The organism is Fibrobacter sp. UWH6 (assembly GCF_900142465.1).
Classification (GTDB): domain Bacteria; phylum Fibrobacterota; class Fibrobacteria; order Fibrobacterales; family Fibrobacteraceae; genus Fibrobacter.
Genome location: NZ_FRAX01000008.1, coordinates 109871 through 134296, shown reverse-complemented (window position 1 = coordinate 134296; position 24426 = coordinate 109871). Strand labels below are relative to the sequence as shown.

The window sequence follows — 24426 nt, the reverse complement described above, 5'->3', positions numbered from 1 at the left end:
TTATTTTCTGCAGTAACTAATCAACGTCGTCCCAAAAGACAGTGCGGTAAGCAATAGGCCTGCCAGCACTGTTCCGTTCCAGCCCCAGAGTGTCCAGAAGGTTCCTGCCAGGAATGTTCCGAGGGAACCGCCAATGAAATAGATGGTCATGAAGATGGTGTTCATGCGGCTGGTGGCTTCGGGGCAAAGTTTCATCACGGAACTTTGGTTGCCCAGCTGGATAAACTGCATGCCGATATCGATGAGGATAATGCCTACGACGATGGCGGCGTAACTGGAATTTCCGAAGTAGAAGGTTGCCCATGCGGCTGCCATCAAAAGGCTTCCGGCGTTGCAGAATTTTTCTACACCATAACGCTTGATGTACTTGCCGATGCGAGAGGCTGTTAATGCACCGGCGATACCGCAAAGTCCCAGAAGTCCAACAGCTTTGCTGTCCTGGAAGAACGGCGCTTGCTTCATTCGGAAAGCGAGACATGCCCATAGCGCAAGAAAAGACCCGAAAGCGAATCCGGAGCGGATGCTGAAAATTCTTGCCTGAGGGAATCGGAGGAAAAGTTCCCCGATGGATTTCAGCATGGTGAAAAATGTGCCGCGATAGGTGGTGGGTACGTTGGGCAATGCCTTGAATACGATGGCGGTAGATATTAGCATCATGGCGGCTGCAATCAGGAACATGCTGCGCCATCCGAACCATTCCCCAATAAGACCGCTGAACACGCGGGAGGCAAGAATTCCTGTGAGGAGTCCGCTCAACACCATTCCAGTTTTCAGTTCCTTTTCGTCGGATTTCGAAAACAGCGAAACCATGGGAATAAAAATCTGCGGCGTCACGGAGCAGATGCCTGTAACAAAGGAGCCTGCCAGAAGCATTCCTTCGTTCTTGGAAAAGTAAATGGTAATGAGGGCGAAAATCAGCAGGGAAAAATTCACCAGTACAATGTGGCGGCGGTCAATCATATCGCCCAGCGGCACAATGAAAAGCAGGCCTAACGCATAACCTACCTGTGTTAGCACCGGCATGAGATTTACATGGAATTCCGAAAGACCCATGTCCATGCGGATCATGTTCAGCAGGGGCTGGCAATAATAAATGTTGGCCACAGAAATGCCCGCCATAATGGCTAGCATCAAAGTCAAGGAGCGGGGAATTCCTGCGTGTGGCTTAAGGGTGAACATTGAGAAACGAGATCGTCGCGGATTTTTGGAAGCAAGTTAAGGGCAGCGCACCAGCACTTTTTTCTTTTGTAAGAAGTCAATGCATTCTTCGGCGGAGGCCTTGCTGGAGTCGAAAAGGAAAATGCGGCCGCCATCGGGGCTGCCCATTTCCTTTAGCTTCATGATTCGTACATAGCCCAGTTCCTTGCTGGCTACATAACCGGTAACATATTCCGGGTCGTCGCTGATGCAAAGTTCTGCAACCATGCCGGGGGCGTTTGCCACCTTTGTGGCGAGAACAATGGCTTCGTTAAAATGATTCTTATTGGTGGAAGCGGTTCCGCAGGGCTCCCGGTCGTCAACAGCGTTAGTCTGCAGTGCATCCATGTAGGTGGCGCGAACCCCACGTTCCTTGTTGGGTTCCAGACGTTCACCGGTGCGGATGTCGTACAGCATGGCGCCGCGCATGGAGTAGGTAGCGCGAAGCAGTTCCGGCAGCTTTTCGCGGACGCCAGCAGCGGCTTCTCCCACAAGTTCAAAAGCCTTATCAAGACCCTCCTGCCAAGTATTCACATCGATGCGGGTAACGGGCAGCGCATCCAAAATCTGGATGTCTTCTTCGGCAACCTTTTCGATCTTGATGTTAATCTTGTCTGGATCACCTTTAGAATGAGTCATGGCGCGGCGTACCATAGCCTGGCAAACGTATTCTACAGCATCTCGAGATACGATGCGTTCTGCACCGGAAATATGTTGCTCGCGAATATTGCGGCTGCCGTCTGCACCAGTTTCTTCCACATCCTGGGAAGCACGCATTTTCAAGCTGTAGTAATCCATAAATCTTTACTCGTGGAATTCGTCGTCGCTGACGGGGCCAGGTTCGCACTGACCGATCATCTTGATGGCTTCGCATATGCGGTCCACTTCGGAATCGCTGGTAATGAGGGGCGGCATGGTGTAAACGTAATTGCAGAAGGGACGGAGCCACACCCCAGTTTCCTTGATGACGCGGAGGATGTCGTCGCTGGTGGGAATAGCCTTCAGTTCCAAACAACCGATGGCTCCGAGAACGCGGACGTCTGCGGCGTTTTCCAGGTTGCGAAGCGGTTCCAAGTTGGCGCGGAGTCGCTTTTCGATGGCGGCTACGCGGGATGCGTAATCACGATTTTCAAACAAGTCCAGGGAGGCAATTGCTGCGGCGCAGGCCAGCGGGTTTGCCATATAGGTGGGGCCGTGCATGAATGCGGAAATCTTGCTGTTGGTAATGACGTCGGCCACCATTTCAGAAGCGACACATGCGGCCATGGTCATGTGACCGCCCGTAAGAGCCTTGCCGATAGTCATGATGTCCGGCAGCACGTCTGCGGCGCAATCTTTGCCCGCGGCACCCGGGGTACCCCAGGCGTGTTCCATGCCCCAGCGGGGGCCGGTACGGTAAAAGCCTGCGGCGATTTCATCAAAAATCAGCAGAATGCCTTTTTCGTCGCAAAGCTTGCGCAGTCTCTTCAGGTAGCCTGCGTTATAAAGCCACATGCCGTTTCCGCCCTGGAAAACAGGTTCGCAGATAATGGCTGCAATTTCACCTTCGTGTTCCGCAACCACCTGCTCCATAGAGGCGAAGTCGCGGTCGTCCCATGGTTCGTCGGCGCGGCAGTTAGGGCGTTCCGCAAAGTAGTGGTGGGGCATGATGCCGCGGAACAGGGTGTGCATTCCATCGGGGTCGCTTAAGGCCATTGCACCTGCAGTGTCGCCGTGGTAGCCGCCCTTTAAAGCGACCAGCTTGCACTTTTCCGGGTGGCCTTTTGCAAACTGGTACTGTACCGCCATTTTGGCGGCGCACTCCACAGAAATGCTTCCGGAGTCGGCGTAGAAAATCTTGTTCAGGCCCTTGGGCAAAAACTTCACCAGACGTTCGCCCAGTTCGATGGCGGGCTCGTGGGTGAAACCGCCAAACATCACATGGCACATCTTTTCGCTTTGCTTGCGAATGGCTTCAACAATTTCGGGGCAGTTGTGACCGTGGGCTACACACCACCAGCTAGAAACGGCGTCAATCAGTTTTAAGCCGTCAGCGGTTTCGATGGTGGTTCCCTGTGCGGAACGTGCCAAAAATCTGGCCGGCGTGTTGCGTAATGCTGCATAAGGATGCCACAAGTGACCCGCATCAAATTCAAGAAGTTCGCTGGCGTTTTTCATACCCTAAATTTAGAAAATAAAGCGGTGCGTTATGGGTGCCGCTTAAGAGGTTTGCTAACTTTATGAAGTGATGAAAATGAATTCCTTTTTTAAAGTGGCTGGCCATGTTTTCGAGGTGAAGTTGAACGACGATGCTTCGCCTTTGTTCTTCGCGTCGATGGATAACTATGCTCCCTTTAAATTGGAATCTGTAGACGGTTTGCCATTAGCATTCTCGCTGGAAATTTTTACAGAAAATGTACGGGTTGATTTTGTCGAAGAGACGCGTCAGGTCGATGAAGGGCAAGAAATCATCTGCGGAAAAAATGCTGAAAGTTTGCCGACATTTGAATTTCTGTTGGGTGGAAAATCTACTGGAGTACTCGTTTGTCATGACGAATTTCAGAGCGGTTCGCTTTATGTGAATGGAACTTTGCCCGCTCATTTTCAAAAGTTCGCCTTGAACAATTCCCTGATGGTGCTGTATGCGTTGGCCACGTCCTGCAAGAATACGGTGCTGTTCCATTCGGCAGTAATTGCTCGTGAAAATCGAGGCTACATGTTCCTTGGAAAAAGCGGAACAGGAAAGAGCACTCACGCGAGAATGTGGTTGCGTCGATTCAGTAACGCTGATCTTTTGAATGACGACAATCCTGTGGTCCGTCTTGAAGAGGATGGCGTTTGGGTCTACGGAACGCCTTGGAGTGGTAAGACTCCCTGTTATAAGAATAGCAGGGTTCCGCTGGCGGGAATAGTAAACCTGAGTCAGGCTCCGCAAAATAAAATTCGCCCCATAAAGGGAATTGAAGCCTATATGGCTCTGGTGGTGAGCATTTCTGGAATGCGTTGGGATAAGAAAGTGGCCGATGGCCTCCACGCTACAGAAAACCGCCTTGCCCAGGAAGTAAAAATGTTCCATCTGGAATGCCTTCCCGACGAGAATGCGGCCGAAGTTTGCTACGGCGCCTTTACCGAGGTTTCTGCGCAGTGAACATTACGGATGAAGTTATTATAGCGGAAGCGATCCGCCTTGTAGAAAGTGGCGTGAGCGTAACGTTCCCGGTGAATGGTCGTAGCATGTTGCCCTTTATTGTGGGCGGCCGCGAAAAACTGGTTCTTGTAAAACCCGAAAACCTGAAGGTGGGCCATGTGGTGCTTGCCTTTGTTGAGGGGAACCGTTATGTGGTTCATCGGATTGTGAAAATCAGTGGTGAGAATGTAACGCTGATGGGGGATGGCAATCTGGCTTTTGGGGAACGTTGCAAGTTGTCGGATGTAAAGGCCCAGGCCATCCGTGTGGTGGATGAACAGGGGCGTCACCGTTCGCTGATTTCCAGGTGGAGTCTTTTTTGTGCGAAGCTTTGGGCTTTGTGTTTGCCTATCCGCAGATACCTTTTAAAAATTTATCTTATAACTCATAAAGTTTGACTGTACTTGAGGACGTAAAATGAAAATCAAGAATGGCTTTGTTCTTCGCGATGTGTGCGGCGAAAAGGTGATTATGGGCGAGGGCCTCGGTGCCCTGGATTTTGGTCGTCTGCTTTGCCTGAATGATACCGCTGCTTTCTTGTGGAATGAAGCGTCGCAAGGCGAATTTACTGTGGATAGTCTGGCTGAAAGACTCTGCCAGGAATATGAAGTTTCCGAAGCTCAGGCCAAGGCCGATGTGTCTGCCATTGTAGCCCAGTGGCAAGAGGTTAAAGTCGTCGAATGAAATATCTGACTTGGTTGTGGCGCAATTCAAGAGGCGAACGCATGAACATGTGCGCTCGCGTCATGGCTGGCGTTTTCCAAGTGGCTTCGGGCTTGCTTACGATTTGGTTGAGCAAGACCTTTATCGATGTGACGATTCATGAAGGCTCCAATCATGATGTTGCCGTGATGGTGATGTTCCTGGTGGGAACCGTTGTGGCTGGCGTTTTGTTGCGACAGCTGAATTATTATCTGGGTATCAAGTCTTGCACTCGTGGCGTTAACCGCTTGCGTGCGGTTGTCTTTTCAAGGATTTTTTCGCGGAAACTTTACGGCAAGGAAACCCTTCATTCTGGTGACGTGGCGTCCCGCGTCATGAAGGATGTGGAAACCATTTGCGATGTCACTTTTGATAAGTTGCCGCAAATGGCGGTGACTTCGATCCAGCTGGTGGGTGCCTTTTTGCTGATGCGCTGGTTTGATCCGCGGTTGGCTTGGGCCTTGCTGTTGACGACTCCTTTTGCATTGGTGCTGGGAAAAATGATTGCCCGCCGTCTGCGAAAGATGACTGCAGAAATTCGCGAAAGTGAAAGCCGCGTTCAGATGCATGTGCAGGAGTGTGCCGAGAATGACGCTCTGATCCGTTCCATGGTGAGCGAGGGATTTGTGGGCGGACTGTTGAACAATATGCAGGACTGCTTAATGGGGCGCGTTGTTGTCCGTAGCCGTTTTACGGTGATTGTCCGTCTGCTGATTGGCTTGTCTTTTGGGCTTGGTTATTTGCTGGCCTTTGTGTGGGGCGGTATTGGACTGCGAAATGGAACAATCACTTTTGGCGTGATGACTTCGTTCTTGCAATTGGTAGGTCAAATTCAGCATCCCATTTTTAATTTGCTGAATTCGGCTCCTCAGTTGATTCATGCTACGGCAAGTATTGACCGTGTTGATGAAATTATTGAAAATCGTCTGACCCAGGAATCCGCTAACCTTGACCGAGTGAAACACTCAATGGAACCGTTCCCTTCTGCAGGTGTCCGCTTTGAAAACGTTTCCTTTGCCTATGACGATGACGGTAGAAAAGTTCTAGAAAATTTGAATCTTGATTTTAAGCCTGGCAGCAAAATGGCGCTGATGGGTGAAACCGGTATTGGAAAAACCACACTCTTTAGAATCATGCTTGGTCTTGTAAAACCTGACGTTGGCAGGACTGTTGTTTATTCAGGGAACCCGGATCCTCGGGAAGTTTCGGCCGATGAATTTACCCGAAAAAATTTTGCTTATGTTCCTCAGGGTAATTCGCTGATTAGCGGTTCTCTCCGCTTGAATATGCAGATGGCAAATCCTGCGGCAACTGACCAGGAAATTTCTGCGGCGCTGCACATTGCCTGCGCAGATTTTGTAAATGATCTGCCTGATGGTCTTGATACGGAATTGGGTGAACGGGGCTATGGTCTTAGCGAAGGTCAGGCGGAACGTATCGCCGTTGCCCGCGGTCTTTTGCAAGGCGGATCCATCATGTTGCTAGATGAAATTAGCGCCGCCCTGGATGTGGATACCGAAAAGGAAATGTTCCGCCGCATCTTCGAGGCGTTCCCGCAGAAGACCATGATCTTTATTACGCACCGTGAAGAAGTCTGCAAACTTTGCGATGGCGTGATAAGGCTGTAACCTATTCGCAAAAAATTATTGTAGTATCTTAGTTAGCTTCTTGGTGGCCGGACGTTCCACCAATATATGCATTGCTGCAGATACGAGAATGCAAACGATAAATGAAATGGCGAAGTTTAAAAATCCGTTGTTGATTCCGGTCAGTTCCTGGAACTTGAAAACGGGAATCCAACAGAAGGATTGGGCCAGAAAAAAGGCGTAGGAAATCTTGCAGGCAAACTGCAGAATTTTTGAATTTTCAAGTGCTTCTGACTTGACTCCGGAAAGGCTCCACAACATCGCTGCAAATGCAGGCAATGCAATAAAATCAAAGAGCATATAGTTTCCGGGAATTCCGATTTTTAATGCGGCGGTTACCGCCACGGCATAAAGTAAAAATTCTGCTGCAAAGAATTTCCACTGCTGCAAAAATCTAAACTTGTCTGCAATAGCGTCGTTGCGTAAAGAACAGAGCATGACGCCGATGGTAAATTCAAGGCCTCTGTAGAAGGGGTTTTCGTAAATAGAAGCGGTGTGGTAGAAATGAACGATGACGGGTGCCCAGCACAGGGCCACACCGCAGAATGCGATAATCAAAATTTTTGCACGGGAGCTGATTTGCTTGGCCACTTCCTGCATCAAGGGGAATAGCAAGTAACATATCAAAAGGCACGAAATGAACCAGGTCCCGTCATTATGAGAAACCGTGAAAATGGAAGAGAACGTGGATTGAAGCCCTAGGATTTCTACGGGAGCGAGAATCAGGTTTTCTTTTAGGGATTCCTGCCCTAGAGTTACAATGAAGAGCAAGGCGAAAAAGTAGTAGAGCGGTAAAATACCGATGGCCCTTTTGAAGTAGAATTTTTTTAGGGTTGTTGCCTGCATTAAGTTCGTCTGACTATGGGTCAGGTGCAGAACAAAACCAGAGAGCATAAAGAACCCTGTCATGAAAACAGCGCCCATTTGAATCACGCTGTCGGCGGGACCGAAATCGCACTTCAGGAAAAGCTGTGCGTGAAAAAGGAACACGATAAAAACTGCAAGGACTCTAAAGATGTCCAGGCCTACAATACGTTTTTTGGGCATGCCCTAAATATAATCTTTTACTTAACGTTGAAGTACTCGATTTCGGGATGGCTGATGTACAGGCCGCTGACAGATGCCTGCGGGTACATGGCGCCATTTTCGGTGAGGCTGATGCCTACGCTGTCGAAATCGATGAGCTTTGCCACGTTGAAGATTTCCTTGATGTTGGGCAGTACTGGGTAGCCAACGGCGGGGCGGATGCCCTTCCAGTTGTTGTTTGCGTCCAGCTGATTGCTCAGGTATTGGGCGCCTGCTTCGGCCAAGCGGTCTGCCACAGTCTGCATCAAGAGCACATCGTAATCGCTGCCGCCCTGTTCCGCCTTCAGTTTTTCAAGACGCTTTACGAAAGTGTCGCTGACGGTAACGGCAAAGGCGCCCACGATATCGCGGAAAATCTTGTCGCCCAGAACGCTACTGAACACGCTGGCGGTCTTGGCGTCGGCGGGGGCCACATAGTCGCAGAGGGCAAGGCAGGTGCCTTCGGGATTCTGCTGACGTGCGGTGGTGACTTCAACCAGGTCGGCTGCGGTGCCGGTGCGTCCGGTGTTGAACTGGACGGTGCTATCGGTACCGGCGGCTGGGTAGAATGCCTGAACGGCTCGCAGGGCGTATTCGGGCTTGCTGATTTCTGCCAGCAGTTTTTCGGCGTCGGCCTTCAGCTTGATTGCTTCTTCGCAATCCGGCTTTACCTTCCAGGTGTAGAAGAAGTATTCCCAGCTGATCAGCGGGATGACCTTTTCCAAGGCGATAGGCGGCAACTTGCTTTCGCCCATGAAGGGGGGCTGTACCGGCTGATATTTTTCCCAGTCGCACTTGTAGCGGCGTTCCACCGGAGTGGATTCTGCAGCGGCCATGGCTTCTTCGGCAGCAGAGATGATGCCAGCCTGCTTGTCGCGAATGCGCTGCTGTTCCTTGCGGTTTTCTTCGATGGTTTCTGCGCTGGTGGAGGGATCCAGAAGTTTCTGGGCCAGGCCCGGATTGCTTGCGGCATCGCGGACGTGGAATACGGGGCCATCGTAGCAGGGAGCGATTTTTACTGCGGTGTGGGTAGGCGAAGTGGTGGCACCGCCAACGATAATGGGAATGCGGAGTCCCGCTTCCTGCATCTTGGTGGCCACGGTACACATTTCTTCAAGAGACGGAGTAATCAGACCGGAAAGGCTGACGATATCCGCCTTATGTTCAATTGCCGCGTTGACAATCACATCTTCGGGAACCATCACGCCCAAGTCCACCATGTCAAAGCCGTTACAGGCCATGATCACGGAGACGATGTTCTTGCCGATGTCATGGACGTCGCCCTTGACGGTGGCGATGACGATCTTGCCTCGAGAGGCGGCGCCTTCTTCCTTGCCGGCCTCGATGTAGGGCTGCAGAATTTCAACGGCCTTCTTCATGGTACGGGCTGTCTTTACCACCTGGGGCAAGAACATCTTTCCTTCACCGAAGAGGCGGCCCACTTCGTTCATGCCGTCCATCAAAGGACCCGAAATAATGTTCACCGGGCTGTCGCCACGGTTAATCAGTTCCATCAGATCCGGCTGCAAGGTGGTGGAAGTTCCCTTCAGGAGGGCTTCCTGCAAACGCTGTTCCGGAGTGGTCTGCACTGCGGCGACATCGGCGCCCGCGCTTTCAGAACTAGCTGCGTTCGCGGCTCCGGCGCTTACGGCAAAAATGGCCTTGGGGTCATATTTGGCGCCACTTTCCTTGGCGGCCATCTGGGCGGCAGTCATGCGGCTTGCAATTTCGATCAGCTCTTCGCTGGATTCCGGATAGGTATTCAGCAGAACTTCGGTAATGGCCATGCGCAATTCCAGCGGGATGGTCTTGTAGTCTACAGCGGCGGCCGGATTCATGATGGCCATGCCCATGCCGTTGGGAGTTGCCAAATGCAGGAACGTAGAATGCATGGCTTCGCGGAGGTAGTTGTTTCCGCGGAAGGCAAAACTCAAGTTAGAAAGACCGCCAGAAATGCGGACTCCAGGCAGGTTGTCGATAATCCAGCGGCAAGCGCGGATAAAGTCATGGGCGTAGGCGTTGTGTTCCGCCATGCCTGTTGCTACCGTCAAGACGTTGGGGTCGAAAATAATGTCAGAGGGATCGAAACCGCACTTCTCGGTAATGAGCTTATAGGCGCGGGAAGCAATCGCTACACGGCGATCGTAATTGGTGGCCTGTCCTTCTTCGTCAAAGAGCATCACGATAACGGCGGCACCCAAGCGCTTCACCGTCATGGCGTGTTCGATAAAAGCTTCTTCGCCCATCTTCAGGGAGATGGAGTTCACGATGCACTTGCCCTGGGCGCACTTCAAACCTTCTTCGATGACTTCAAAGCGGGAACTGTCCACCATGATGGGCACGCGGCTAATGGCCGGGTCGGAAGCCAGCAAGTTCAGGAAAGTTCGCATTTCCTGCTTGGCATCCAGAAGGCCATCGTCCATGTTCACATCAACAACCTGGGCGCCGTCTTCTACCTGCTTGCGGGCGATGTCCAGAGCTTCTTCGTAATTCTTTTCGTTGATCAGTCGCAGGAACTTCTTGGAACCTGCCACATTGCAACGTTCACCCACGGGGACGAAATCTTCGGAATTGCAGTTGTCGGCGCCATTGCTGGGGCGTACCTGATTGACCAACAGCGGTTCCAAACCGGCCAGGCGCAGCAGCGGGGAAGTTGCGAATTTCGGTGCGGGTTTGCGACGTTCGTAATCGGCAGGCAGGGCATCCAGCATCTTGCGCATGGCGGCAATATGTTCGGGAGTAGTTCCGCAGCAACCGCCGATCATGTTCACCAGATGTTCGTCCATGTAAGGCGTCATGAGACGCACCATGTCTTCGGGGGTATCGTCATAACCGCCGAACTGGTTGGGGAGTCCTGCGTTGGGGTGGCAGCTCAAATAACAGGGAGCCACCTTTCCCATGCGACGCAAATAGGGAATCATGCCGTCGGCACCCAGGCCGCAGTTCAAGCCGATGCTCAAAGGCTTTGCATGCATGACGCTAATGGCGAATGCTTCTACAGTCTGGCCAGAAAGGGTTCTGCCCGAAGCGTCGCTCACCGTCATGGAAAGCATCACTTCTACCGGGCGGGGCGTTTCACCCTTGGCGATGGCTGCGGCTTCCATGGCTTCCTTGGCCTTGCTGTAAGCGCTCAAGGCGGCCTTTGCGTTCAAAGTATCGAAAATCGTTTCGATGAGAATGGCGTCGACGCCCTCTTCCAAGAGAACTTGAATTTGTTCTAGATAGGCGTCTTCCAGTTCATCGAAAGTAATGGAGCGGCTGGCGGGATCGTTCACGTCGTCGCTCATAGAAAGCATCTTGCTGGTAGGGCCCACGTCGCCTGCGATATACACCTGACGGCCATATTTTGCCATGGCCTCGTCGGCGGCCTGCCTAGCGATCTTTACGGAAGCGCGGTTCATTTCGGCGATACGATGTTCCTGATGGTATTCGTGCTGGCTCACTCTCTGGCTAGAGAATGTATTGGTGGTCAGCACGTCCACGCCGGCGTCTACATAGCGGCGCTGGATATCAAGAATGACGTCGGGGCGTTCGATGCTCAACATATCGTTGTTGGCGCCCTTGATGCCGTAGGTCTGAATGACGGAACCCATGCCCCCGTCCAGGAGCATCATTCTACTTTCAAATGCTTCACGTAAAGTCATAATTGGAATTTTAGAAAAAAGGTGCCGCTAATCCACTACTCTATAGGCGTTGCCAATTACGAAAACTGAAAATAAATGATTTGTTATTGATAAAAACTATAACGCGAAATAGAAAATCCCTTTTATATATAATGTACGTCGGGCAAAGAACTGCTAACTATTATTTGAAACGCGGTCTTTGTCGCAGGCAATCACGCGAAAAAGGCAGTGTAAACCACCTTTTTTTCACCAAATCCACTGCCTTTTTTGCAAAAGATCGTCGCAGGCCGCCCCTTTCGCCTCTGCGTAAGCCTCAATTTGGCTGTCCAACCCGCCATTTCCTCTGTTTAGACCGCCACTTTCATCGTTTAACCCGCCGCTTTCGCAAGCAAATTCGCGAAAAGGCAGTGTAAACCTCCGTTTTTCGCCGAATCCACCGCCTTTTTCGCAAAAGATCGTCGCAGGCCGCCCCTTTCACTGCCTTTGGAATAATTTCCACCGCCAGCGGGCTGTGTAAAATGGCATCCGATTGCTGATTTGTTGACTGCGCTCACAGTTTGCTCTTGAATGGAGATGTTCCGGCCCCCTTTGAGGCGTTTTTATCCATGAGGAATCCCATTCTTTCTTTTAAAAATTTGCGGTTTTTCGCCTGAAAACGCCAATTTTGTATCAAAACTTATATTTTTGTGACAAAAATCACGATTGGCTTGGACAAAACGTCCACGGCAAATTCGCGAAATATCTATTTTTTAAAACGTCCAAAGTCTATCTTATTAGTGTAAAGATTTGGATAATTAATATGGTTACTTTTTCTGACATAGCGGACTACCGCGAATTCCTGAAAGCCTTCTATGATCGTAAAAAGGCAGAGATGCCTTTCTACAGCTATCGCATGATGGGTGACAAGCTGGGCCTCGATTCCAGCTACCTGTACAGGGTGCTTCAGAAGAAGCAACACCTGCCTGCCCGTGCGCTGCCTGCCGCGAAGGAAATGCTTGAACTGTCTGGCCGCGAAGCCGAGTACTTCGACCTGCTGTTCTCTGCCTCCGTTACCAAGGACAAGGGTCAGCGCGAAGAACTGATGGCCAAGGCCCTGTCTCTCAGGGACGTGAACCGTCATAGCCTGCAGGCCGCCGAACTTAAACTGCTTGAGAACTGGTGGATTCCCGCCGTCCGTGCCTACCTGGAACTGAATGGTGGCGTGGTGAACATCAAGCAGATCGCCCATGACATCTGCCCGCCCATTTCCGAGGCCCAGGTGCAAGAGGCAATCGATACTCTGCTGGAAGTGGGTCTGGTAAAGAAGATGGCTTCCGGTAAACTTGCGCTTACAGACGCCCATTTGACCGCTGGCGGACCCGAAAAGAAGGCCGCAGTTCGCAAATTCCAGCGTCAGGTGCTGTCTTTAGCCAGCGATGCGCTTGATAACGTTCCTGTGGACGAAAGAAATATTTCTACACTTACATTGTCTGTCGACCAGTCCTGCTTTGAGGATCTGGGGGACATGCTCCGTGAATTCCGTCGCCTGGTTCAGAAGCGCGTGGATGGCGCCAAGAATCCGGATCGGGTAATGCAACTCTCGATGGCGTTCTACCCGGTTGCCCGAAAGGGCGGGGTTGGCACCGTAGATGAAGCGGAGGGCGTAAAAAGGGAGACAAAATGAAAAAGTGGGTGTGGCATTTAACTTTAGCTGCAGCAAGCGCATTCAGTGCGCTTTTTGTCGCATGTTCTAGCGACAGCGTGGGTGACACTGCCGGTTCTTCGTTTGAAACGGAGAACTCTGTTGCCATGACTGTACGCCAGGCTGACGGCTCTCCTGCAGCTCGCACTAAGGTGATGGTGCGACCGAGTCATTTCTTGGCTGGTTCCAGCTCTCGTTATGTCAATAGTCTTGAAGAGTCTGATTCTGCCGCCGGTATCTGGAATAAGGAGACCGACGACCAGGGCCGGTTGAGCCTGCCCAGGATGAAGGCCGGCGAGTATCTTGTCGAAGCTCGTGGTAGCTCCGATAAGGCTTTGGACCGTATTGTCGTTAAGGATAGCGTTTGCGATACCTTGTCCATGGTTCTCAAGAAGACTACTTCTATGAGCGGTCAGGTATTGATTCCCGAGGGAAACAAGTCTACCTACGTGGGTATCCGCGGTCTTGATTACGTTGTGCAGACGGATTCTCTGGGCAACTTCGAATTCAAGTCCCTGCCCGAAGGATCCTTTGACGCTGTGGGCTTTATCTATTACACCAGCGAATACGTGAATGTCAACGGCCAGCTTGAAGTTTACGACAACTTCCAGACCATCGGCTTTGTTCCCGTGACTGTGGTGTCTGAAAAGTCCAAGGATGGCGTGGTTATCGGAACCCGTCCTCAGGTTGAAACTCCCGATACGCTTCCTGCCGATACAACGGCGAAGGATTCCGTAGACGAAGATACCGTAGAGGTTTACCCCTATGTGCTGCTGGATGATTTCGACGATGGCACCTACCGCTGGTACACTTCTGTATCCAGGAATGCGACTATCGAGCTGGATGCTGTGGAAGAAGCCAAGTTCGGTCTGGTAGCTCATATGAGCTGTCACAAGGATTCCAACTTGGTGTGGTCCATGATGGGTCACAACTTCGCCGAATTCCATGACTTCTCGGAACTTGATTCCGTTGTGTTCTGGGCTCGCGGCGAAAATCCGGATAACGATTCCATGTGGGTCAGCTTCTCCTTCGATGTTCACGTAGACAACAGCACCGCAGATAGCGTGCTTGGTTACGAGACCGGCAAGGCTTGGGGCCATAAGAGAATTACCGACAGGTGGACTCGTATTGTGATTACCGTAGACGATCTGGATCCTGCAAGCGAAAGCAAGATTGGCGGAAACGTCGGTTGGGACGCTGTCAAGGATCATGTGAACAGTCTTGGTATCTTTGCCGCCCGCCGTGGCGACGAAGGCGAATACGAACTCTGGGTCGATGACGTGGAAATCTATGGCGTAAAGGGTTTAACGCCCTAAGGTCCGTTAGGCTTTATATGAAAAAAGCTCGTCGCAAAAAAGCGACGGGCTTTTTTCTTTAGTTTGCCGCTCACGTTGACAAAATGTCAATGAAATCCCTTTTTCGGTGTGAAAAATTTTCTTCTGCCGGAAATATCTTTAGAAATGAAAAGATAAGGCTGGGTGTATTTAAGGCCTTAGGGAGTTTAGCATGAAGCTTTTAAAGAAAGTGGTTGGCGCCACCTTTGCCGCAGGTCTTGCAACCTTCGGCCTGGCCTACAATCCGATTTCAACTTACCATTATCTGGCTGACCCGGGTGCCGCCGCCGATGATGAATATTTCTACATCATCACCGATTCCGATGACCCGGCTCCCTATAATTCCGATGGTTATAAGATTTATGCTCTTTACGGCTTCCGCAGTAAGGACATGCAGAACTGGACTGATTTCGGTATTATCTATGATGCCCGTCAAATCAACGGCATCGGTGATATTTGGGCTTCCGGTATTGCTTCCGATCCCAAGACTGGTAAACTTTATATTGTGTTCCCCGATGGCGGTGGCGGCGGTATTGGCTACATCAAGGCTGATAGCATCGCCGGTCCGTGGAGCAACGCTGTGGGCGGTGGCAAGGACAAGCTGGTTGCCGGTTGGGGAAAGGGCCATATTGACTGTGATGGCGTTTCCTGGTGCTTTGACCCGGGTATCTTCATCGATGACGATGGTACTACCTATGTGACATGGGGTGGTGGCGAAAGCACTAGTCGTCCGAACACAGATAACTTTGACGTCGTAAAGCTGAATGATGCCAAGGATGCTCCGGTGGGTACCGGCTCTCACGTGAAGGTGAACGGCCTGTCTACCCGCAAGATGCTGGAAGCTTCCTACATCCATAAGCATGAAGGTAAGTATTACTTCTCCTACAGTACTGGCTGGCAGCAGGGTGCTCCCACTATTGACTATGGTATTGGTGATAGCCCCACGGGCCCCTTTACCTGGAAGGGTACCATCCTTGGCGATCCCAGCATGAATGGCAAGAGCATTAACGGCAATAACAACCACCACGGTATCGCCGAATTCAAGGGCCATTCCTATGTGGTTTACCATGATCGCCGTATTGCCAAGGGCCACGATGGTCTGGAAATTATCCCTGCCGATGATGGCATGCCTAAGCCTAACGAAGGTTACCACCGTAGCGTTTCTGTAGACGAAATGTTCTATAACGCCGATGGTACCATTAAGCAGGTGGTTTGCACTAACGAAGGTCCGGAACAGATTGAAAACTTTGACCCGTACGATTGGTATCCGGCTCTGACTAGCTCCAAGCAGAGAGGCGTCCGTAGCCGTTCCCTGTGGGCTCCGGGTAAGGTATCTGGTAGCCTTCTGTTGCCTCTTTCTACCAAGGAATCCTGGATTCGCGTTTCTGGTGTAGACTTCGGTACTGCAGCAACTGGCTTTATCGTTGAAGCGGGTAGTGTTGCCGATGGGAACACCATTGAAATCCGCAAGGGTTCTGCAACTGGCACCTTGGCTGGTACTTGCGAACTGAAGAATACTGGTTCCAAGACGACCTATGCCGAAAACAAGTGCGAAGTTGAAGGCCTCTCCGGTATTGTGGATCAGCTGTTCCTGGTGTTCAAGGGTGCCAAGGATTCTACCATGGCTATCAAGGCCTGGGGCTTCGAAGGTAGCGGAACTACTGAACCCACGCCGCAGTCACCTTATGGCGGCACCGCCTGGGCTATCCCCGGTGTGATCCAGATGGAGGACTTTGACGTTCCCGGTGTTGGCCGCGGTAGCGATTTGAAGTCCTACTATGACAAGGATTCCGAAAACCACTCCTGCACCGATGCCGGCAAGGAAGCGGAATGCTCCGACTACCGTGACGGTACTGGCGTAGATATCTATAAGAAGGCTGGCGGTAAGCTGATTGTGGGTTACATCAACGAAGGCGAATGGCTTGAATATACGGTGAACGTTGCTGAAACTGGCACTTATACCATGTATGCCGCTGTTGCTTCTGATGGTGGTTCCAGCTTCAAGCTTTCTATCGATGGCAAGGATATTACAGAAGATATCACTGTTCCCGCCAACAAGAAGAGCGAAGAATCTGCCCAGAACTTTGACGATTACAGCAAGGTTAGCGCCAATGTGAACCTGACCAAGGGCGAGCACATCCTGCGCTTTACCGCCACTGCAGACTGGTTCGACATCGACTTCATCAACTTCGTTGCTGGCGCCGATGCACCGGATGACGTGGAACTTGATCCTACTTCCATTAAGTCTATCCGTATGAACGTGACCTCTTCCAGAAGCTTCCAGGTGTTCGATGTAAACGGTCAGAAGATGGCTACCATCGATGCCAAGGACCTGTCTTCTGCAACGGCCCAGTGGAAAAATTCTGCCAAGGGTGTCCAGGGCATCTTCATGATCCGTGGTACCAATGGTGAAAAGTCCATGATCCGTGTGGTTCGCTAAAACGCAGAAAATCGTTGAATTTAGGCGAAAATCGTCAAAAGATACCATAAACGCATCCAAAAAAGCCTCCAGAATTTGCCTGGGGGCTTTTTGTCTATGGACAATTTGTCCATGGAAAGAGGGTGTCCATAGTGGATATATGCTCCGAAATGGAATAGTTTAAGTTGCATAGGGCGAGTGGTGTCGCTCTTCATACATGGAGTATGGGATATGTGGAATAGAAATTGCTCTTGCGTAGGCAAGATTGCGTCTTTGTTTGGCATCCTGGGCTTTTTTGCCGGTAGCGCCTTGGCTTCGACTGTTACTGTCGATGCAAATACTGAATATCAGGTAATTCGTGGTTTTGGTGGCATGGTCCACAATGAATGGCAGGGCGGTAAAGGTCTCTCCGATGCCGATGCTAAGCTTGCCTTTGGTACCGGTGATGGCCAAATTGGCTTGAATACCCTCCGTATTCCGGTTTACGGAAATTCTAACAGTTTTAACAAGGATGTTGCCGCCGCCAAGTCCGCCAAGAAGTATGCCGGCAATGACTTCATTCTCTATGCAACCCCCTGGACTTCCAACTATGCAGGTGCCGGTCAGCACATCGCCTCCAGCAACTACCAGAAGTATGTTGACCATCTGAATAGCTTTGCAGAATACATGATCAACCAGGGTGTTCCCCTGTACGCCCTTTCCATCAGCAACGAACCGGACTGGTGCGGCGAATGGGCCTGCTGGTCTGCTGACGAAATTTACAACTTTACCAGAGATTACGCCGCCAAGATGCGTAAGCATGGCACCAAGGTGATTTCTACGGAATCCTTTGCCTATGCCAAGGGCATGTACGACAAGGTTCTGAAGGATGATAATGTTCTGAAGAACTGGGACATTCTTGGCGCCCACTTCTACGCTAGTGAAGCCTATACCGCAGATTCCTGGTTCCAGTACTCTCTCGCTGACCAGAAAAATGTGGAACGCTGGATGACGGAACACTATACCGAAAGCCAGGGCAGCGGCAACTATTGGCGTAAGATTATGAATACCGGTGACCAGGCAAATCAGAACAAGAAGGACACCGTCCGCGCTATGGACGTGGCCTACGATATTCATCGTGCCTTGGCTATTGGTAACTTCAATCAGTACACCTGGTGGTACATCCGTCGTTGCTATGGCCTGATCATGGAAACGGATTTTAGCAATAAGCTTTCCATTCCTTCCAACGAAGTGGGCAAGGTTTCCAAGCGCGGCTACATCATGAGCCAGTTTGCCCGATTCATCCGTCCGGGTGCAGTTCGTGTGGGTGCTACCCTGAAGCCCGAAACTGACGTTCATGCTTCCGCTTACAAGAGCGCCAATGGCGATAGCGTCATCGTGGTTCTCCTTAATCGTGATGCCAGGAACGCAAAGACTGTTACGGTCAACATAAAGGGTGCTGATGTCAAGACCGTTCGCGCCTACATGACCAGCGAAAACAAGAATGCGGAATACCTGGATGAATATGATGTGGTTAACGGTTCCGTGACCATCAAGATGGAATCCGGTTCCTCCAACAAGGACTGCATTGTGACCCTGGTTGGTGCTGCCGCCTTTGCTCCTCCTACTCCCCGTGAACCGTTCAAGGGTGAAGCCCTCGCCATCCCGGGCAAGATCCAGGCCGAAGACTTTGATATCCCGGGTACGGGTAACGCCAACAAGACTTTCTATGATACCGATTCCGAAAACCATTCTTGCTCGGATACCGATGTTTCTGAATGTTCTGATTACCGCAAAGACACCGGCGTCGATATCTACAAGAAGTCCTTTGGCAACGTGGTCGGCTACAACCGCAATGGTGAATGGCTTGAATACACCGTGAAGGTGGCCAAGTCCGGTGATTACACCATGTTCGCCTATGTGGCTTCCAACAACGGTACTGCAAGTTTCCAGCTCTTGATGGATGGCAAGGCTATTACCGATACCATCGTCGCTCCGGCAACTACTTCTAGCGAAGGCAATTTTGACTCCTTTGACAAGATCCAGAGAAATGTAACCCTTACCGAAGGTGAACATATCCTTCGCTTCCAGGTGACCTCCGACTGGCTGGATGTAGACTACTTCACCTTCGTCGAAGGCAAGGACGCAACTGACCCGGAACCGGTTGTGGATCCCGAAGATCCTGAAGATACGACTAGTATTGTCAAGGTCCGTTTTGACGTGGCTGGCGAACAGAACTACTCCGTGTTCGATATGAACGGTAATTTGATGGGTTCCTTCAAGTCTGAATCTGTGGATCTGCAGAACAAGACTGCTGACCTTGTAAAGGCAAAGGGTTCCTATCTGGTGAAGTCCGTCTCTGGTTCTGCTGTAGTGAACGTAACTAAGTAAGATTCATAAAAACTTCCATAAACCAAACCAAAACCAAAAAGGGGCGTCCTGGGAAACTGGGATGTCCCTTTTTTTTAAAATATGACGTTTTTTTGGACATATAATCCATATTTTACGTGTAGAAATTTTGCTTTTTATTCCATTAAAGAATAGTTTATAGTGTGATAAATTGTACGAGGAGTGTTATGAATACAATTAAGTCTAAATTTATGAAGGCGGCGCTGGGTGTATTGGCTGTTGCCGGTTGTGCTTTTGCTGCACCCAATCCGAATTTCCATATTTATATTGCCTATGGCCAGTCCAATATGTCGGGTAACGGTGAAATCGTTCCGTCTGTGGATCAGGCTCAGGAACCCAAGAACTTTATTATGCTGGCTTCTCACACGGCAAATGCCAGCAGCCGTACTGGTTCCACAACCCAGTCTATCAAGACCGGAGAATGGTATCCGGCAATTCCCCCCATGTTCCACGCGTTTGAACAGCTTTCCCCCGCTGACTACTTTGGCCGCGCCATGGTGGACTCCCTGCCGGGTGTGACCGTGGGCATTATTCCTGTGGCTATCGGTGCTGTCAGTATCCGCGCATTTGACAAGGATCAGTATCAGGCTTATTTTAACGGCGATGGTAAGGACATTAAGTCTTGGGGCTGGCCCAAGGATTACGACAACAATCCTCCGGGACGTATTCTGGAACTTGCCAAGAAGGCCAAGGAAGTGGGTGTCATCAAGGGGTTCATCTTCCATCAGGGTGAATCTGACGGTACTGATGATAACTGGCGTAAGACTGTTTACAAGACCTACAAGGACATTATCGACGCTCTCGATCTGGACGAAAACGAAGTTCCTTTCGTGGCTGGTGAATTGCTCCAGGAAGGTAACAACTGCTGTTCCAGCAAGAACGGCGGCATTGCTCTGCTGAAGAACAACTTCAAGAAGTTTGGTTTGGCGTCTTCCAAGGGCTTGAAGGGTAACGGCAAGGATGTTTACCATTTCGGACGCGAAGGTGTCATTGAACTGGGCAAGCGTTACTGCTCCGAAATGCTGAAGCTGATCGACAAGACTATTGACCCCAACGCACCCGCCGTGGATCTGGTTGACCCCAGCAAGTCTACAGTGGCTGATGAACCCCCTGAAGAATATGGCCCCTATGCAGATCCTATTGAAATTCCGGGTAAGCTTCAGGCCGAAAACTACAACAAGGGCGGCGCCGGAAAAGCTTACTATGACTTGAGCAAGGGCAACGAAGGTGGCAAGCTCCGTAAGGATGACGTGGATATTTACCAGCCGGATAAGGGTATGGCTATCGGTCATTGCCAGAAGGGCGAATGGCTCAAGTATACCGTGAACGTGGCTGCTGATGGTGAATACGAAATTTCTGCAAGAATCGCTGGCGAAAACAGCACTGGCAGCTTTGTCCTCTACATGGATGAAAAGCAGATCGGTACTGAAATGGTCAACGAGGGCTTGGGCTTTAGCGAAGAAAGCTACACGACTGTGAAGGGCGGCACCGCAACTCTCACCGCTGGTGAACATGAGCTGAAACTGGAAATCACCAACGACTGGATTGACATCGACTATGTGGAATTTGTCAAGGTGGGCGGTTCTGAAGAAGATCCCACGGCAATCCGTTTGGGTGTGAAGTCCAATCAGCAGGTGGATATGTCCAAGGCCCAGTACTTCGATATGCAGGGCAATCGCGTAAGCAAGTCTGCTACCAAGAAGCAGGGCGTTTACCTGGTCAGTGTCCCCGGCGAAAAGAACTTCATTATGCGAGTTGAAAAATAACACCAAGGAAGATTTATGGGCGCTCACGAAATTTCCATCGTAAAACAGATTGTTGTCTGCGGCATTGTAGCAGTAGCGCTTGGTCTGATTTACGGATAAAACGAAATTTTGGTGGTTAGAGGGGAAAGGGTCCGTTCGCGGACCCTTTCTTTTTTTGATGCATCACACCCTCTCCCCGCAAAGCAGAACCTATAGAAAACAATCAGACGTTTATAACGTCCCCCCATTGATAAAATGTTTTAGTGAGGAGTGAAAAAGACGTTCCTTTTATGCAATAACGTTCTAATCTGCTTTCACGTGGCCGGGCGGGAAAGGGGTGCGGGGGAGAGGGCTGACGGCCTTCGTAACTCCGAGTGCGGGCCCTCTCCCCGCAAAGCAGAACCTACTGAAAACAGTCAGACGTTTATAACGTCCCCCCATTGAAAAAATGTTTTAGTGAGGAGTGAAAAAGACGTTCCTTTTATGCAATAACGTTCTAATCTGCTTTCACGTGGCCGGGCGGGAAAGGGGTGCGGGGGAGAGGGCTGACTGCCTTCGTAACTCCGAGTGCGGGCCCTCTCCCCGCAAAGCAGTACCTACTGAAAACAATCAGACGTTTATAACGTCCCCCCCCATTGAAAAAATGTTTTAGTGAGGAGTGAAAAAGACGTTCCTTTTGTGCAATAACGTTCTAATCTGCTTTCACGTGGCCGGGCGGGAAAGGGGTGCGGGGGAGAGGGCTGACGGCCTTCGTAACTCCGAGTGCGGGCCCTCTCCCCGCAAAGCAGTACCTATAGAAAACAGTCAGACGTTTATAACGTCCCCCCATTGATAAAATGTCAATAAAAGCTTTTGTCTAGGCATGTTTTTTGTCCTTGGACAGAGGTAATTTATAGTCATGAAAACCGCAGGTTGTTGGTGTGGCCTGCTGAGGAGATTGATATGGGATTGTTAAAGAAGTTTTTTGCCGGAGCAGCTTTGCTCGGTTCTGCAGTTGGCGCCTTTGCCGTCACTGTTAATAATCCGGTGATCTGGTCCGATTCTCCGGACCCTTCCATTGTACGCGTCGAGGGCAACTACTACATGGTGACGACCACCATGCATTACGCTCCGGGCATTCCCATTTTCAAGAGCACCGATTTGGCTCAGTGGCGCACTATTGGTTATGTGTACGAAACCCTGACCAATAACGACAACATGAATTTGAACGGCGGTAAGGATGCCTATGGTAAGGGCTCCTGGGCTTCTAGCATCCGCTATCGAGAGAAGGACGGTTACTATTACGTCCTGACTCCGTCTTATACCACCAACAAGACTCACCTTTACAAGACCAAGGATATCGAAGGCGGCCCCTGGAGCGAAGTCCAGCTGCCCTTCTATCACGATCCCTCTCTGTTCTTCGATGATGACGGCACGGCCTGGGTTTTCTACGGTTCTGGCGATCAGATTAGCTATGTGCAGCTGAACGACGATGCGTCTGGCGTAAAGGCTGGCGGCAAGAGCGGCAAGGTTGGTGGCGTTAGTGTCAACAAGATTACCGGCAAGGGCGATCGCGATTACTATGTGCAGCAGGAAGGCTCTCACATGGAAAAGGTGAACGGTGAATACTACCTGTTTACTATTTCTTGGCCCGCAGGCGCTTGCCGTACTGAAATTGTTTATCGTTCCAAGAACCTTTTGGATGGCTTTACCGGCCGAATCTTCTTGCAGGATAATGGCGTAGCCCAGGGCGGTATTTTTGATACTCCCGATGGCAAGTGGTATGCGCTCCTGTTCCGCGATTCTGGTCCTATTGGCCGTATTTCTCACCTGGTTCCCACGGTGTGGAAGGATGGTTGGCCGGAACCTGAAGGCGGTTCCAAGAAGGCTCCCGCAACTTTGGATTTGCCTAGCGAAGTGGAACCGGGTTACGGCATGGTCACTTCCGATGACTTTGATGGCGACGAACTTCCGCTGGAATGGCAGTGGAACCACAATCCGGATAACTCCAAGTGGAAACTGGCTGATGGCAAGCTCCGCATTACCACTGGCCGTACCGATGCCCGCATTACCAGCGTCAAGAATATGCTGACTCAGCGTACCTTTGGCCCCAAGTGCGTTGGCCGTACCTTGGTGGATGGCTCTAATATGAATGATGGCGATGTTGCCGGTCTTGCTGCTTGGCAGGACAACAAGGGCATGGTGGCCATTACGAAGGAAAGTGGCAGCTATAAGGTTGTCATGTACAGCGGCACCAAGGATGGTGAAAAGCGCGAGGCTTCTGAAAATCTTTCTGGCTCCAAGGTTTACCTCCGCGTCGATTTTGACATTCCTATCGATAAGGGCACAGCCTCCTTCTACTACAGCGAAGATGGCAGTTCTTGGAAGAAGATCGGTACTAATGTAAGCTTGAGCTTCGATTTGCACATGTTCGTGGGTAATCGTTTTGGCTTGTTCAACTGGGCAACAAAAACCGCTGGCGGATCTGTTGACTTTGACTGGTTCAAGATTGGTGTAGACGCAAATGATGAAATCTACCTGGATGGTGCCGGCGCAGAACCTATTCCCCAGACGGCACACAATGCAACCCAGACTCCGTGGGCACTTCCTGGCCAGATCGAAGCTGAAGACTTTGACGATCCGGGTAAGGGCAAGGGCGGTCCGTCTTACAGCGACAAGGATTCCGAAAATCGTGCCTGCACTGGTGACAAGGTTAGCGAATGCTCCGATTACCGTAAGGATACTGGCGTAGATCTGTACAAGAAATCTGGCGACCGCATTGTGGTTGGCTATATCCAGAAGGATGAATGGCTGGAATATACCATCAATGTTACAAAGGCTGGTGACTATACTTTGTTTGCCGCAGTCGCTTCCGATGGTGGCTCCAGCTTCAAGCTTTCTCTGGATGGTAAGGATCTTACTGAAGACATCGCTGTTCCTGCTGCAAAGAAAGACGGTGATAGCGAAGAACAGAACTTTGATGATTACAACAAGGTGAATGCCAATGTGGTCCTGCCTGCCGGTGAACATATCCTGCGCTTTACCGCCACCGCAGACTGGTTCGACATTGACTACTTTAACTTTGCCGAAGGTAAGGACGCAACGGATCCCGCTCCTATTGGCACCACCTCCATCAGGGACATTCGCATGGTGGTTGGCGGTCAGCAGAACTACCGCGTGTTTAACCTGAACGGAAACTTGCTGGGAATCGTGAACAGCAATGGCGCCGATATCGTGAACGTTACCCGCGATTTTGTAAAGCAGAGCGGCATGTATATCGTAAAGCCAGTCCGTGGTGGCCTGGTTCACAAGATTTCCGTGACCAAGTAAATTTTACAAACGATCTTTCATAACACATCCCATACACTAAAGCGGTACCTGATTTACGTCGGGTGCCGTTTTTTTTTGCTTGTTTTGTCATGGACTTTTTATCCATAGTTGTTATGGTTTGATGTTTTCTTTTTGCTTACAACCCATATAG

General features: G+C 50.7%; 15 protein-coding genes. 10 read left to right on the top strand and 5 right to left on the bottom strand.

Annotated features, from left to right (window positions below; all coding sequences use genetic code 11):
- The 3 genes from BUB73_RS08825 to bioA are packed head-to-tail and all read right to left on the bottom strand — an operon-like array spanning position 1 to position 3354.
- Positions 1 to 1179, bottom strand: a complete 1179-nt coding sequence (locus BUB73_RS08825) for an MFS transporter (protein WP_073285082.1) — start codon at positions 1177 to 1179, stop codon at positions 1 to 3.
- 36 nt (positions 1180 to 1215) lie between these two features.
- On the bottom strand, positions 1216 to 1995 hold the full coding sequence (locus BUB73_RS08820) for a 6-carboxyhexanoate--CoA ligase (RefSeq protein WP_073161136.1): 780 nt from the start codon (positions 1993 to 1995) through the stop codon (positions 1216 to 1218).
- Positions 1996 to 2001: 6 nt separating this feature from the next.
- Entirely contained in the window at positions 2002 to 3354 is a 1353-nt protein-coding gene (gene bioA, locus BUB73_RS08815) for an adenosylmethionine--8-amino-7-oxononanoate transaminase (RefSeq protein ID WP_073285080.1), read from the bottom strand.
- Between the two features lie 76 nt (positions 3355 to 3430).
- Here bioA and BUB73_RS08810 point away from each other — a divergent pair, with 76 nt between their 5' ends.
- The 4 genes from BUB73_RS08810 to BUB73_RS08795 are packed head-to-tail and all read left to right on the top strand — an operon-like array spanning position 3431 to position 6693.
- The gene (locus BUB73_RS08810) at positions 3431 to 4324 is read left to right on the top strand and encodes a hypothetical protein (protein ID WP_199505679.1); all 894 of its coding nucleotides are present in this window, start codon (positions 3431 to 3433) and stop codon (positions 4322 to 4324) included.
- Complete coding sequence (locus tag BUB73_RS08805) at positions 4321 to 4761, top strand: S24/S26 family peptidase (RefSeq protein ID WP_199174011.1); 441 nt, start codon at positions 4321 to 4323, stop codon at positions 4759 to 4761. Before BUB73_RS08810 ends, BUB73_RS08805 begins: the two co-directional genes overlap by 4 nt.
- 19 nt (positions 4762 to 4780) lie before the next feature.
- Entirely contained in the window at positions 4781 to 5047 is a 267-nt protein-coding gene (locus tag BUB73_RS08800) for a PqqD family protein (protein WP_073161133.1), read from the top strand.
- On the top strand, positions 5044 to 6693 hold the full coding sequence (locus tag BUB73_RS08795; protein WP_073285077.1) for an ABC transporter ATP-binding protein: 1650 nt from the start codon (positions 5044 to 5046) through the stop codon (positions 6691 to 6693). Before BUB73_RS08800 ends, BUB73_RS08795 begins: the two co-directional genes overlap by 4 nt.
- Positions 6694 to 6708: 15 nt before the next feature.
- On the opposite strand, the gene BUB73_RS08790 is transcribed toward BUB73_RS08795, so the two are convergent.
- Together BUB73_RS08790 and metH are read right to left on the bottom strand one after the other, a co-directional pair.
- Positions 6709 to 7758 (bottom strand): acyltransferase family protein, encoded by a 1050-nt coding sequence (locus tag BUB73_RS08790; protein ID WP_073285074.1) that lies wholly within the window; start codon positions 7756 to 7758, stop codon positions 6709 to 6711.
- 17 nt (positions 7759 to 7775) lie between these two features.
- Complete coding sequence (gene metH / locus BUB73_RS08785) at positions 7776 to 11420, bottom strand: methionine synthase (RefSeq protein WP_073234281.1); 3645 nt, start codon at positions 11418 to 11420, stop codon at positions 7776 to 7778.
- A 778-nt stretch (positions 11421 to 12198) separates the two neighbouring features.
- Here metH and BUB73_RS08780 point away from each other — a divergent pair.
- From BUB73_RS08780 to BUB73_RS08755, 6 genes are all read left to right on the top strand, one after another.
- Positions 12199 to 13062, top strand: a complete 864-nt coding sequence (locus tag BUB73_RS08780) for a DUF4423 domain-containing protein (RefSeq protein WP_073161128.1) — start codon at positions 12199 to 12201, stop codon at positions 13060 to 13062.
- A complete protein-coding gene (locus tag BUB73_RS08775; protein WP_073234286.1) occupies positions 13059 to 14396 on the top strand; it encodes a hypothetical protein in 1338 nt (445 codons plus the stop codon). Before BUB73_RS08780 ends, BUB73_RS08775 begins: the two co-directional genes overlap by 4 nt.
- A gap of 190 nt (positions 14397 to 14586) precedes the next feature.
- On the top strand, positions 14587 to 16854 hold the full coding sequence (locus BUB73_RS08770; RefSeq protein WP_073285071.1) for a carbohydrate-binding protein: 2268 nt from the start codon (positions 14587 to 14589) through the stop codon (positions 16852 to 16854).
- A 210-nt stretch (positions 16855 to 17064) separates the two neighbouring features.
- A complete protein-coding gene (locus tag BUB73_RS08765) occupies positions 17065 to 19203 on the top strand; it encodes a carbohydrate-binding protein (protein ID WP_073234291.1) in 2139 nt (712 codons plus the stop codon).
- 185 nt (positions 19204 to 19388) lie between these two features.
- A complete protein-coding gene (locus tag BUB73_RS08760; protein ID WP_073285068.1) occupies positions 19389 to 20987 on the top strand; it encodes a sialate O-acetylesterase in 1599 nt (532 codons plus the stop codon).
- A 921-nt stretch (positions 20988 to 21908) separates the two neighbouring features.
- Positions 21909 to 24275, top strand: coding sequence for a beta-xylosidase family glycoside hydrolase (locus BUB73_RS08755; RefSeq protein WP_073285067.1), 2367 nt, complete (start codon positions 21909 to 21911; stop codon positions 24273 to 24275).
- Positions 24276 to 24426 lie beyond the last annotated feature (151 nt).

Coding starts and splice junctions, on each gene's coding strand:
- BUB73_RS08825 (WP_073285082.1), bottom strand. CDS start 1,179: ATGTTCACCCTTAAGCCACACGCAGGAATTCCCCGCTCCTTGACTTTG.
- BUB73_RS08820 (WP_073161136.1), bottom strand. CDS start 1,995: ATGGATTACTACAGCTTGAAAATGCGTGCTTCCCAGGATGTGGAAGAA.
- bioA (WP_073285080.1), bottom strand. CDS start 3,354: ATGAAAAACGCCAGCGAACTTCTTGAATTTGATGCGGGTCACTTGTGG.
- BUB73_RS08810 (WP_199505679.1), top strand. CDS start 3,431: ATGAATTCCTTTTTTAAAGTGGCTGGCCATGTTTTCGAGGTGAAGTTG.
- BUB73_RS08800 (WP_073161133.1), top strand. CDS start 4,781: ATGAAAATCAAGAATGGCTTTGTTCTTCGCGATGTGTGCGGCGAAAAG.
- BUB73_RS08795 (WP_073285077.1), top strand. CDS start 5,044: ATGAAATATCTGACTTGGTTGTGGCGCAATTCAAGAGGCGAACGCATG.
- BUB73_RS08790 (WP_073285074.1), bottom strand. CDS start 7,758: ATGCCCAAAAAACGTATTGTAGGCCTGGACATCTTTAGAGTCCTTGCA.
- metH (WP_073234281.1), bottom strand. CDS start 11,420: ATGACTTTACGTGAAGCATTTGAAAGTAGAATGATGCTCCTGGACGGG.
- BUB73_RS08780 (WP_073161128.1), top strand. CDS start 12,199: ATGGTTACTTTTTCTGACATAGCGGACTACCGCGAATTCCTGAAAGCC.
- BUB73_RS08775 (WP_073234286.1), top strand. CDS start 13,059: ATGAAAAAGTGGGTGTGGCATTTAACTTTAGCTGCAGCAAGCGCATTC.
- BUB73_RS08770 (WP_073285071.1), top strand. CDS start 14,587: ATGAAGCTTTTAAAGAAAGTGGTTGGCGCCACCTTTGCCGCAGGTCTT.
- BUB73_RS08765 (WP_073234291.1), top strand. CDS start 17,065: ATGTGGAATAGAAATTGCTCTTGCGTAGGCAAGATTGCGTCTTTGTTT.
- BUB73_RS08760 (WP_073285068.1), top strand. CDS start 19,389: ATGAATACAATTAAGTCTAAATTTATGAAGGCGGCGCTGGGTGTATTG.
- BUB73_RS08755 (WP_073285067.1), top strand. CDS start 21,909: ATGGGATTGTTAAAGAAGTTTTTTGCCGGAGCAGCTTTGCTCGGTTCT.